Origin of the sequence: Thermodesulfovibrio sp. (genome assembly GCF_049969575.1) — a bacterium.
GTDB lineage: Bacteria > Nitrospirota > Thermodesulfovibrionia > Thermodesulfovibrionales > Thermodesulfovibrionaceae > Thermodesulfovibrio > Thermodesulfovibrio obliviosus.
This window is the reverse complement of sequence record NZ_JBMFOO010000040.1, coordinates 1-11,908: the sequence shown is the minus strand read 5'-3', so window position 1 is coordinate 11,908 and position 11,908 is coordinate 1. Positions and strand designations below refer to the sequence as shown.

12 protein-coding genes, 1 tRNA gene and 2 pseudogenes are annotated in these 11,908 nt (G+C 35.4%); 8 read left to right on the top strand and 7 right to left on the bottom strand.

All coding sequences use genetic code 11. The features are described 5' to 3' along the window. A pseudogene (locus ACP5O9_RS08295) lies at positions 1–899 on the top strand (DUF1156 domain-containing protein); the annotation flags it as partial. After that, the gene (locus tag ACP5O9_RS08290; protein WP_428723817.1) at positions 896–3,427 is read left to right on the top strand and encodes a DUF499 domain-containing protein; all 2,532 of its coding nucleotides are present in this window, start codon (positions 896–898) and stop codon (positions 3,425–3,427) included. The pseudogene ACP5O9_RS08295 and the gene ACP5O9_RS08290, both read left to right, overlap by 4 nt. A 3-nt stretch (positions 3,428–3,430) precedes the next feature. On the opposite strand, the gene ACP5O9_RS08285 is transcribed toward ACP5O9_RS08290, so the two are convergent. Then, a tRNA-Leu gene (locus ACP5O9_RS08285) sits at positions 3,431–3,512 on the bottom strand. Positions 3,513–3,684: 172 nt separating this feature from the next. Between ACP5O9_RS08285 and ACP5O9_RS08280 the strand changes: the two genes are divergently transcribed. The 5 genes and pseudogenes from ACP5O9_RS08280 (at position 3,685) to aroD (ending at position 7,476) form a co-directional block, all read left to right on the top strand. Continuing rightward, entirely contained in the window at positions 3,685–5,205 is a 1,521-nt protein-coding gene (locus ACP5O9_RS08280; RefSeq protein ID WP_428723816.1) for an NAD(P)H-hydrate dehydratase, read from the top strand. Then, positions 5,202–5,978 (top strand): TrmH family RNA methyltransferase, encoded by a 777-nt coding sequence (locus ACP5O9_RS08275; protein WP_353686358.1) that lies wholly within the window; start codon positions 5,202–5,204, stop codon positions 5,976–5,978. Before ACP5O9_RS08280 ends, ACP5O9_RS08275 begins: the two co-directional genes overlap by 4 nt. 195 nt (positions 5,979–6,173) lie before the next feature. Beyond that, entirely contained in the window at positions 6,174–6,335 is a 162-nt protein-coding gene (locus ACP5O9_RS08270) for a hypothetical protein (protein ID WP_353686359.1), read from the top strand. 21 nt (positions 6,336–6,356) lie between these two features. Then, positions 6,357–6,584: pseudogene (locus tag ACP5O9_RS08265) on the top strand (sugar nucleotide-binding protein); the annotation flags it as partial. Between the two features lie 205 nt (positions 6,585–6,789). Further along, on the top strand, positions 6,790–7,476 hold the full coding sequence (gene aroD, locus ACP5O9_RS08260) for a type I 3-dehydroquinate dehydratase (protein WP_428723815.1): 687 nt from the start codon (positions 6,790–6,792) through the stop codon (positions 7,474–7,476). Positions 7,477–7,514: 38 nt separating this feature from the next. Here the strand turns inward: aroD and pstS are convergent, their stop codons facing one another. Beyond that, positions 7,515–8,519 carry a phosphate ABC transporter substrate-binding protein PstS gene (gene pstS, locus ACP5O9_RS08255; RefSeq protein ID WP_428723814.1) on the bottom strand — a complete coding sequence of 335 codons (1,005 nt, stop codon included), beginning with the start codon at positions 8,517–8,519 and terminating at the stop codon, positions 7,515–7,517. Between the two features lie 200 nt (positions 8,520–8,719). On the opposite strand from pstS, the gene phoU reads away from it, so the two are divergent. After that, positions 8,720–9,424, top strand: coding sequence for a phosphate signaling complex protein PhoU (gene phoU / locus ACP5O9_RS08250; RefSeq protein WP_428723813.1), 705 nt, complete (start codon positions 8,720–8,722; stop codon positions 9,422–9,424). Here the strand turns inward: phoU and ACP5O9_RS08245 are convergent. The 5 genes from ACP5O9_RS08245 to ubiE all read right to left on the bottom strand — a co-directional run. After that, positions 9,410–9,745, bottom strand: coding sequence for a hypothetical protein (locus ACP5O9_RS08245; RefSeq protein WP_353686363.1), 336 nt, complete (start codon positions 9,743–9,745; stop codon positions 9,410–9,412). The genes phoU and ACP5O9_RS08245 overlap by 15 nt on opposite strands. Further along, the gene (locus tag ACP5O9_RS08240; protein ID WP_353686364.1) at positions 9,742–10,176 is read right to left on the bottom strand and encodes a hypothetical protein; all 435 of its coding nucleotides are present in this window, start codon (positions 10,174–10,176) and stop codon (positions 9,742–9,744) included. Before ACP5O9_RS08240 ends, ACP5O9_RS08245 begins: the two co-directional genes overlap by 4 nt. Beyond that, positions 10,173–10,946 (bottom strand): prolipoprotein diacylglyceryl transferase, encoded by a 774-nt coding sequence (lgt, locus tag ACP5O9_RS08235; RefSeq protein WP_353686365.1) that lies wholly within the window; start codon positions 10,944–10,946, stop codon positions 10,173–10,175. The genes ACP5O9_RS08240 and lgt overlap by 4 nt, the downstream gene beginning before the upstream one ends. Then, complete coding sequence (locus ACP5O9_RS08230) at positions 10,918–11,175, bottom strand: hypothetical protein (RefSeq protein ID WP_353686366.1); 258 nt, start codon at positions 11,173–11,175, stop codon at positions 10,918–10,920. The genes lgt and ACP5O9_RS08230 overlap by 29 nt, the downstream gene beginning before the upstream one ends. A 17-nt stretch (positions 11,176–11,192) precedes the next feature. Beyond that, on the bottom strand, positions 11,193–11,908 hold a 716-nt coding region (ubiE, locus tag ACP5O9_RS08225), incomplete at its 5' end, for a bifunctional demethylmenaquinone methyltransferase/2-methoxy-6-polyprenyl-1,4-benzoquinol methylase UbiE (RefSeq protein WP_424905152.1).

The following is an 11,908-nucleotide window of genomic DNA, read 5'->3' as shown; positions in this document are numbered from 1 at the left end:
CAACAATTGTTTATACCCATAAATCTACCTCTGGTTGGGAGACATTGATAAACTCGCTTTTGGATTCTGGACTTGTTCCAACTGCATCATGGCCAATTGATACGGAGATGAAAGCAAGGCTAAGGGCTAAAGAATCCGCTGCTCTTGCATCTTCAATCTATTTTGTTTGCCGCAAGATGAAAAGACAAGAAATAGGCTGGTATAACAAAGTAAAAGATGAGATAAAGAAACACATCTATCAAAAACTTGAGAGATTATGGCAAGAAGGCGTCTCTGGAGCAGGCTTCTTTATTGCGGGTATAGGTTCTGCAATTGAAATATTTGGCAAATATGAGAAGGTTATGGATTATGAAGGAAATATCATAAGGGCTGATAAACTCCTTGAATTTATCCGAGAAATCGTAACGGATTATGCAGTTAGACAAATTTTGCACAATGGCATTGCTGGGGAACTTTCTCCACTTACAAGATTTTATTTACTCTGGCGATGGACATATGGTGAGGCAAAAGTTGAGTTTGATGAAGCAAGAAAACTTGCCCAGTCAACAGGGATTGATTTAGCAAAAGAGTGGAACAAGGGATTTATAATAAAAGATAAAGAGTTCATAAAAGTTTTAGGACCCCATGAAAGAGATTTGGCAGAACTTGAAGATTCAAATGAACTAATAGATGTGCTTCATTATGTGCTCTTATTATGGAAAGAAGGAAATGGAGAGAAAATGAAGAAGGTTTTATCTGATAGCGGCTTTGGAGCCAAAGATGCTTTTTACAGAGTTGCCCAGGCAGTCTCTGAAACTCTATCTATTGAAAGCAAAGAGAAAAAACTTCTTGATGGTTTTCTCTCAGGCAAAGAGAGGTTGATAACTGAAATAAAAAAACAGAGGAGGTTGTTTGAATGAAACCATTTTCAACTGTAGCAATACCCCATAGAGACATACAGGAAGGTAAATTTAAAATGGAAACCTATGCTGCTGATCTCTGGGAAGTAGCAAAGGGAACTGCTTCAGAAGAATACAGAGACAGAGATATATTTCTTTCAAGAACTTATGAAACACAGGGGTTAAAACAGATTCTTAATGAGGCAGAAAAGAGACTTAAAGGAGCTCCTTCAGACTCGGTAATACAGTTGCAAACTCCCTTTGGTGGTGGCAAAACTCACACATTGATTTATCTTTATCATAAAGCAAAGCAATGGGGAGCAAAGGTTTTCGTTTTTTCAGGTGACAAATCAGAAGTAAAGGAAGGTACTATATGGGAAGAAATGGAAAAACAGTTAAGTGGAAAGATTGATAGATTTAAAGGCGAGGTGCCACCCGGAGGTGAAAAATTAAAGGAGTTTTTGAAAGAGCATGAGCCTGTTTTAATTTTAATGGATGAGTTGCATTCTTATCTTACTGCAGCGCTCGCAAAAAAGGTTGGAGACAGCAATCTTGCAACACAAAGTCTGGTTTTTATTCAAAATTTAACAAATGTTGTAAAGAGTCTCGATAAAACAGCGCTTTTTATGAGTCTTCCAGCAAGCTGTCCTTATCCAGATGAGACTTCAGAAGCACTCCTTCAAAGTTTAAAACAAATTGCAGGAAGAGTTGAAAAAATTTACACTCCTGTAAGTGATGAAGAAGTGGCAGATGTGATTCGTAGAAGACTTTTTTCAAGGATTGAAGAAGATAAAGCAAGGATGATTGTTAAAGAATTTGTGGATTATGCTGAAAAGGAAAGGCTTTTACCTGAAGGCATGGAAAAGTCCCTTTACAGAGATAGATTCCTGAAGAGCTACCCTTTTCAACCAGAGGTTATTGATGTTCTTTACAAAAGATGGGGTTCTTTCCCAACATTTCAGAGGACAAGAGGAGTGCTAAGACTTCTTGCAATGGTTGTTCATTCACTCATCAATTCAAAAAGACCATATATCAGAGTTGCAGACTTTAATCTCTCTAATGAAGAAATTAGAAGAGAACTCATTAAACATATTGGTTCAGAATATGACAGTGTAATTGCCCAGGATATAACATTGCCTAATTCAGGAGCAAAAAGAGTAGATAGAGCCATGGGTGATAGTTATCTACCTTACTGTTTTGGCACTTCTGTAGCAACAACAATTTTTATGTATTCTTTTTCCGGAGGTCCTGATAGAGGTGCTACAATAGGAGAAATAAAGCTTTCCTCAGCGGAACCCTCTGTAAGTAGCAGCATAGTGGTGGAGACAGTTGAAAAGCTTAAAGAGCATCTTTTTTATCTTTCTGATCACGGACTTTTCTTCACAAATACGCCGAATTTATATAAGATACTCCATGATAAAATGGAAACCCTCAATTCTGAACAGATAAATTCCACTGAAAAGGAACTTCTTGAAGAACATCTTGGAAATCACTTTGAAAACTATATATGGCCTGGAGATTCCAGAGACATTCCAGATACTCGAGCGTTGAAACTAATCATTCTTAACAAAGAGAATGGATTGAATGATATATTTGAAAACTATGGAGAAAGACCGAGAATTTATAAAAATACCCTTATATTTCTCCTTAAGGATTCCAGTCAAATAATAAGATTTAACAATGAAATAAAAAAAATGCTTGCATGGAAGTTGATTGAAAAAGACAAAAACATAAGGCTTACCGATAATGAGAAAAGAGAAATAAAGGAAAAAATAAAGAAGTCCGAAGAATTACTAAAAGGTGCATTAAGGGATTTATACAGAAAGGTTTATTTGCCTTCAAGAGAAGGTTTTAAGGAAATTGATATGGGGATCAGTACCTATGGATCTGGCAGAACGATTGATAAAGAGGTATATGAGAGATTAAGACAGGATGAAGAGCTTGCATTAAATATTGCACCAGTATTTTTACTTGATAAATATTTAAAGAGCGGGCAATATGTTGAGACAAAAAAAATATATGAGGCATTTCTTAAGGTTCCAGGCGAGATGCGAATACCATCTGATGAGGTTCTTAAAACAGCTATCAAAAAAGGAGTAAGAGAAGGTATTTTTGGAATGGGCAGACTGAATAATGGAAATCCTGTATGTGCTTATTTTAAAGAGAACTGCGAAGTTGAACTTTGCGATGGAGAGATTTTAGTTAGAAAGGAAATTTGTGAGGAAAAGATAGAAAACAAATATAAAGCAGATACAACTGAAAAAGTAGAAAAAACAATAAATGAGGAAATAACTTACGAGCCTGGATATAAAAAGCCTTCTCAGCTTGATTTGTTTTCTCATATGAGATTTGAAATAAGAGTGCCGTCAGGGAAGCTTTCAGACTTTACGCGAACTCTCAGATATATTAAAGATAAATTCAAACATGTATCAATAAAGATAAGCCTTGAGGCTTTAGAAGGACAGATTTCCAAATCAGAATATGAGGAAAAGATAAAAGAGGCTTTTCAACAATCAGAGATAATAGTGGAGAAAGAAGAACTTGAATAATAATGCCGAAGGCGGGACTCGAACCCGCACGGGTTTCCCCACACGCCCCTCAAACGTGCGTGTCTACCAGTTCCACCACTTCGGCTACTTATAATAATAGCAAGAATCTCACAGTTGTTTCAAGATTTTAATTGAGATTGCCAATAGAAACTTCATTTTCTCTTCTTAGTAGAAGTTTTAAGCCCTTGAATTCTTGAACAACTTTGAACACTTGAACCATTTTATTGCAAAGGAATTTGATATGCTATAATTTATTTATGAAAGTTGTTACATCTTTTGAAATGGCAGAAATTGACAGATTAACAATTGAGCATTATGGTATTCCATCAATGGTTTTAATGGAAAGAGCTGCTTTAACTGTTTCAAAACATGTTCTTAAATTTAATCCTGAAAATGTAATTGTTCTTGCAGGACCTGGAAATAATGGAGGTGATGGTATTGCCTGTGCAAGATTGCTCAAAAATAAAATTAAAAATATAAAAATTTTTCAGCTTTTTTCTGAAGATAAACTCTCAAAGGATTGCAAAGCCCAGCTTGATATAGCAAAAAAATTTGGAGTGCCAGTAGTTGAAGGTTATCCGAAAGATGATGAAATACTCAGTGCAGATGTTGTTATAGATGCAATATTTGGCACAGGACTTAAAAGAGCAATTGAAGGTGAACTTGCTCAATTTATTGAAAAACTTAATTCTTTTCAAAAATTTATTGTGGCTGTTGATATTCCATCAGGAGTATCTTCAGATACAGGAGAAGTTCTTGGAGTTGCTTTAAAAGCAAACACAACAGTAACATTCGGGCTTCCAAAAAGAGGGCATCTCCTTTTTCCTGGCAGAGGCTGCACAGGTGAGTTATTTGTTGAAGATATAGGCTTTCCACAGGAATTAACAGAATCTGAAAATTTAAAGATTTGTACAATTGAACCCTCTTTTGCTCGCTTACTTATTCCTCCAAGACCAAAGTATTCCCATAAAACAAAATACGGGCATGTTCTTGTAATTGCAGGCTCTACAGGGAAAACAGGAGCAGCTTTAATGACATCAAAGGCAGCATTAAGGACAGGTTCTGGCCTTGTAACAATGGCAGTTCCTGCAGCACTCAAGGTTGTTTTTCAAAGTAAGGTTCTTGAAGAAATGCTTCTTCCACTTGCATGCACAACAAATACTCTTTCAAAGCAGGCTTTACCTGAAATTCTTGATTTTATAAACGAAAGGGCAAATGTTGTTGCTTTTGGTCCTGGAGTAGGAGTAAATGAGGATATTGAAGTTATTTTAAAAGCTCTTATTGAACAATGTCCCTGTCCCATAGTTATTGATGCTGACGGAATTACAGTTCTTGGAAGAATTATAAATATTTTGGAAAAAGCTACTTCTCAGATTGTTCTTACACCTCATCCAGGTGAGTTAAGCAGGCTCATAAATATTTCAGTAAAGGAAATTGAAAAACAAAGAATTGATATTGCTCAAAAGGTAGCGAAACAATTAAATGTTGTGCTTGTTTTAAAGGGAGTGCCTACAGTGGTTGCAGAGCCTCAGGGCTGGGTTTATTTAAATACAACAGGAAATCCTGGAATGGCAACAGGAGGGTCTGGAGATGTTCTTACAGGCATAATTGCTTCACTTATTGGTCAAGGATTGACTCCTTTTTATGCATCTGTGCTTGGTGTTTATCTTCACGGATTAAGTGGAGACATAGCTGCCAGAGCAAAGGGCTATCATGGACTTATTGCAGGAGATATCATAGAAAGCATTCCTGAAGCATTTATTGAGCTAACTAAATGAAATGGATTCAAAGCATTGAAAATCCTTTTATCAAAGAAATAAGAAGGATCAAAAAACAACCCAATGAAAAAATTTTTATTGAAGGAATAAATCTGATTGAGTCAGCTTTAGAGTCTTGTTTTGTTCGGATTGAAAAAGTGCTTGTTACAAAGCAATTTATGGAGAAATATGGCGAAAAATTTTTTCAAGACAAAGAACTTGAAATTGTGGGAATCTCGGAAGAGATCTCAAAGAAAATCTCTGATACAGTTACGCCACAGGGTATTTTTTCAGTGGCAAGCTTTAAAATGAAAAATCTCAACGAAGTTAAAAATCCGACACTTATCACTATTGTAGACAAAGTTCAAGATCCTGGAAATCTTGGAACAATCATTCGTGCTTCTGAGGCTCTTGGTGCAGATGCTGTTTTAATTATACCTGGAACGTGTAATCCTTTGTCAGGCAAGGTTTTAAGAGCTTCAGCTGGAAGCATATTTTTTATCCCTGTGATAAAAGCCTCTGTTAGGGAAACTGAAGAATTCATTGCTCAGTGCAGGCTTACTCTTGTAATAACGGACTTAAAGGCAAAACTACTTTGCTTTGATATGGATTATACTCAGCCGATAGCAGTTGCTTTTGGAAATGAATCTCATGGAGTAAGTGAGGAGCTAAGAAAAATAAGCCATATAAACTGTAGAATCCCTCATAAAGGGAAAACAGAGAGTCTGAATGTTGCTATGGCTGCTACTGTGCTTCTTTATGAGGTCCTTCGTCAACGATTTAAAGCTTTTTAAATTTTTACTTTTTTATGTGATTTCAAGCAGTTAAGTAATTTTTTTCTTATTCCGAGCACCTCGATGGTGCAAGGAATCTCTGACTCTTTTTCCTGAACTGATTAAATAATAATTTGAATTATTGAGCACATCCTTGAAAATCCTACAATTACTCAGAAAGGTCTAGGAATTCAGAATTCAGAGTATTTGTTACAGGTGAATTATGCGGCTTTAGAATCTCTTATTGCAAGACAAAACAGCATGGAAAACGAAATTAAAGAACTCAGAAAAATGATTTATGAAACGAACAAACGTATTGACGAGACCAACAAAAGAATTGATGATACTAAAACCAGTATTATAAAAAAAGATTGTTAATCAAATAAGACAAAGGTTTGTGAAGAATATCTTATCTTTAGAACAAGCTGGGTATATGGAGAAGGTAATCAGAATTTTCTTTATAAACTTGAAAAGTGGGCTCAGAATCAGGAGCATTTGAAGATTGCAATTGATGAGTTTTCTGTTCCTACATCTACGAGGACAATTGTTGAGGTGACGCTAAAGGTGATTAATGCTGGCCTTGTAGGGCTTTATCATCTTGTAAACAATGGCTATGCTTCCCGTTACATGGACAGAAGAGTTAAAAGAGCTTTTACATTCCATCATTGTTAGGCAGAGTTGAGAAGCGATTGTTTTTAAGCCCTGTCTGCCTTAGCACAGTAGATTGTATGCTACTCAGGTTATTAGAGCTACCTACAGGCTTCTTCCGAACTGGGTGGTGTTGTGGTGTATGCAATTGAATTTTTTTGTATTAAATGTTTAAAGTTTCAATATGGATATGAAAACTCCAGCTATAGCAGTTGTATTGAATGACCGAGATGTTTTATCTCTAAATAAAAATTTATTGAAAGAGGTAGACCTGATTGAGCTTAGAGTTGATATGTTTGAAAACATTGACAGAGTTGAAGAGATTTTTGCCATTGCAAAAGAAAAATTTGGGGTACCATTACTTTGCACTGTAAGAGCTCCAGAGGAAGGCGGTAAAAAGAAATTTGATAATAGATTAAATATTTACGAAAAGGTTATGCCATACTGTGATTTTTTTGATATAGAAATTTTTGCTGAGGAAGCAAAAGCTTTAAGGCAACTAAGCAAACAGAATAATATAAAATTGATTCTTTCATATCATAGATTTGATTTAACTCCTTCAGAGCATGAACTTGAGGGGATTTTTGAAATAGGAAAAAAACTTAATGGAGACATTATAAAAATTGCAACGATGATTAATACAAAAGAGGATGTAGAAACACTCACATTTTTTTTATTAAGGCATAAAAATGACAAAGTGATTGTTATAGGGATGGGTGAAAATGGAAAGATTACTCGTATATTATTCCCATTTTTTGGCTCATTGATTACTTATGCGAGCTTAAACTTATCCTCTGCTCCTGGGCAGATTGCTTTACAGGATATGATAAATATTTTCAAGAAAATTGGCTTAACAGATAAAAAAAGATAGCCCGAAGAAATTCTCTTCGGGCTTAAGAAATGCTAAGTTTACTTTATATATGTTTTCCAGTATGCTCTTATATTGTCTTTAACAGACTTAGGTAAAGGAACATAATCAAGTTTTTTAGCAGTGCTATCACCATTTTGGAAAGCCCAATCAAAGAATTTTATGACGGACTTATTTACATCTGTTTTTTCTCTTGCAAGAAGAATATAGGTTGCTCCAGTTATGGGCCAGGCTTTTTTACCAGGTGCATTTGTTATCCAAGTATAAAAATGTTTTTTTGGATTAAGATCTGCGGTAGCTGCAGCTTCAGCAAAGCTTTCAAAAACAGGAGCAACGACCTGTCCTGCTTTATTTTTAAGTTTTACTGTAGAAAGTTTATTTTGTTTTGCATATGCAAACTCTACATATCCAATGGAATAAGGAGTTCTTTTCACATAGTTAGCAACTCCTTCATTACCTTTACCACCAAGTCCTGTTTTCCAGTTTACAGAAGTTCCGTAGCCGACAGAGTTTTCCCATTTTTTACATACTTCACTTAGATAGTGTGTGAATATGGCAGTTGTTCCAGAACCATCAGAGCGATGAACCACTGTGATTGGTTTTGCTGGAAGATTTAGATTTGGATTGAGGGCTTTAATTTTTGGATCATTCCATTGCTTAATCTCACCAAGAAATATTTCACACATGGTGGTTCCATCAAGAACCAATGTGTTAGACGGAATTCCCGGCATATTAACAATAGGAACAACACCACCGATTACAGCAGGAAATTGAAGAAGTTTAGATTTTTCAAGCTCCTCAGGTTTAAGTGCCATATCAGAGGCACCGAAATGCACTGTTCTCTCTGTAATCTGTCTGATTCCTCCACCAGAGCCAATTGACTGATAGTTAATTTTAATTCCTGTTACTCTGTGATAATCTGCTGCCCAGCTTGAATAAAGTGGATAAGGGAAAGTAGCTCCTGCTCCATTGATCATCTCAGCAGAATGCGCGAGCGTGACAGTAAACATCAACACAACAGCACAAACAAAAAATAAATACCTCATAGAAATACCTCCTTTTCAGGATTTTTTCAGGACAATGTCCTTTTTTTGCCATTCCGGGCATTCTCAGTTGCCTTATTTAGATAATATCACAGGTTATGTTAAAACAAAGTTACAGCAATATTAAATTTTTGTTAAAGACCTACCATTTAAGGGGCAAAAATTGTTAAAATGCTTTAAGTTACTACCATAAGGAGGTATAGATGGGAATTTTGGATAATGAGTTAAGAAAATTGAAGGAAAAAATACTTATACTTGGTTGCCTTGTTGAGGAAGGAATTAGAAAATCGGTTAAGGCATTGATTGATAGAGAGATTGACCTTGCAAAACAGGTTATTTCAAGGGACAATCTAATTAATGGACTTGAAGTTGAGATAAATGAAGATTGCATAAAGCTTATTGCATTGAGACAACCAATGGCAAAGGATTTAAGATTTATCACCACTGCTATGAAAATAAGCACAGATCTTGAGCGAATGGGAGATTTTGCAGTCAACATAGCTGAAAGAGCAATAGAGCTCGCACAGGAGCCTTTTTTAAAACCTTTTGTAAATATTCCAAAAATGGCTGAAATTGCAGAAAGCATGGTTGAGGATGCAATAGATGCCTTTGTTAAGGAAGATGTAGATTTGTGCTATGATGTGATAAAAAGAGATGATCAGGTTGATGAGCTTTTAAAAACAAATCATAATGAATTAATTGGTCTTATGATTAAAAATCCAGATATTATTTCTCTCGCTTTAAAAAGAATGTTTATTGCTAAATACCTTGAAAGAATTGCAGACCATGCCACAAATATAGCTGAGATGGTTATTTACATGGTGGAGGGCAAAATGATAAGAGGAAGTTTTGTTACAGAGGAAATTCACAAACTTTGTCTGGAAGACTTCATGTCAAGGCAGAAATAGATTTATTTCATATATGCCGATGCTTACTTTCTCAGCGAGCCCTTCTTTCCATAGAGTCTCTGTTATTTTTAGCTTTTCTTCCTTTGGAACAATAATAATCATTTTGTTCCCCTTTGAAAGCAATTCCTTCCATTTAGCTATTCTATCAGCACTTATTTCTTTTTCTGTGATGATATCAATATATCCGATAACCATTCCATAGCTTATAATTTTTAAATCTGGTGGAGTCTCTGTTACCGGCTCTAATTCCTGTTGAATTCTGCCCAGCCTTTGTTTAAGTTGCTGAATTAAAAGCTCTTTCAGATATTTTTCTGTGCTCATTTTTTCTTCCTCAATTTTGTAATATCTACAACTTTTCCTTTATCTTGCATGTCGCTCTGCTTAGAAGACTCTTTTATTTGTTCTTCTTTGTTGATTTTTCTCACTACAGGCACTGAAAGCTGAACTCTCAGATCAGGGGAGAAAACTACAGCAATAGCATTTACAGGTATGTAGCATTTCTCAGGTGTGCTACCAAATACAAGCGTGGCAGTAATTGCATCATTTTCCCAGCTGAATTTCATTCTACTGTTAAAGACCAGAACAAGGCCTCTTTCCTTTTCCTCAGGAAGAAATCCTCTTTTACCTATTACCACGCTTTCATCATAATCAACAATGATAAAGACTCTGCCAGCAAGTTCAAGCAAATCAAAAAAGGTTTGTTTTTTCAATTCATTGAGCTTTTTGATTAACTCATCTGTAAACTCAATCATTTTCTAACCCTGTAAAGGAATAAACCCAGACCTGCTAATATCATAATACTGCATAAAACCTGTCCCATTGTGAATATGCCGAGAATGTATCCAATCTGAGGGTCTGGCTCTCGGAAAAACTCTACAAAAAAGCGAAAAACTCCATAAAGAATTAAAAATAACGATGAAACAATACCAGAGCGGTTAAATTTATCCTTTAAAAACCAGAGACTTACAAAAAGAACAACACCCTCCAGTGCAGCTTCATAAAGCTGACTTGGATGTCTTGGAAGAGGTCCTCCTTCAGGGAAAATCATAGCCCAGGGAACATCAGTTATTCTTCCAAAGAGTTCTCCATTAATGAAGTTACCGATTCTGCCAAGTCCGAGCCCAATTGGTGCAGTAAGAACGAGCATATCAGTGAGTGTGAAAAAGTCAAACTTTTTCGCCCTTGTAAAAAGCCATGCTGAAACTATGACACCAATAACTCCACCATGAAAAGACATTCCACCTTGCCAGATTGCAAAAATATTGAGAGGATGTTCAATGTAGTAGTGAAGATTATAAAATATCACATATCCAAGCCGTGCACCTAAAAGAAGCCCTAATATCAGGTAAAAATATAGATTCTCAAGAAAGTCCTTTTCAACCCTGAAACCTCTTTTTTTAATTTCCCTTCTTACAATGAGATAGGAGCATATAAAACCGATAAGATACATCAGTCCATACCATCGGATTGAAAGAGGACCTATTTTTACAATTTCAGGACTTATGTTTGGATAGGGAATCATAGTTTAGTTTATCTTTTCTCAATAAAAGAAGCTGATTGAAAATTTTCAACATTTCTGCAGATAGAATTCCTGGCTTAATAAAATGAAGGGAAAACGTTGTTTTTGCTCCTTCATTGAAATCACCCCTTACCATTGAACCAAAGGCTGTAACTGATATGAGCTCATGTCCAAGTGCTTTTTTGAGCCTGGCAGTAATTTTTTTAAGCGCTTTCTTTTCCTCTGAAAACATAATTTATTTTATCATAATTAATTTTTCTTTCCCACATAGATGTATACGCAACCGAAACTTAATGAAATAGTTTTTATATTACTAAAGCCGCAATTTTCAAGAAGTTTTATAAATTCATGGGGCTTATAAAATCCATCAATTGATGAGCCAAGATATTCATAAGCAGAACGAACTGAAAAAAAAGATGCAATAAATGGAACAATTTTTTTTAAGTACAAAAGATAGAGGTTTCTAAAAAATCCTTCTGGAAGGGAAAACTCAAGTATAACAATTTTGCCCCCTTTTTTCATAACTCTGTAAATCTCCTTCATTGCAGACTCTGTGTCATGCATGTTTCTTATACCAAAAGCACAGGTCACAGCATCAAAGCACTCATTTCTGAAAGGAAGTTTATAGCCAGAGGCAACAATTGGAGAAAAAATAGCATTTTTAATGTTTTTTTTAATTTTTTTATTTCCAGCCCTTAACATTTCAAAACTTATATCAACACCGACAACTCTTGCCCCGCTTTTTAATAATGCTGTGGCAGAATCTCCGGTTCCTGTGGCAAGGTCTAAAACAATTGGTGTACTGTCATTTATTGCTTGTTCTGCCATTTTTTTTCTCCAGAAAAAGTCTTGTCCAAAGGAAAGCAGATGATTGAGAAAATCATATCTGCGCACAATCCTGTCAAACATAGATTTAATCTGTTGAGTTTCTTTCATATAATGAATTATAGCATATTCTTCAATAC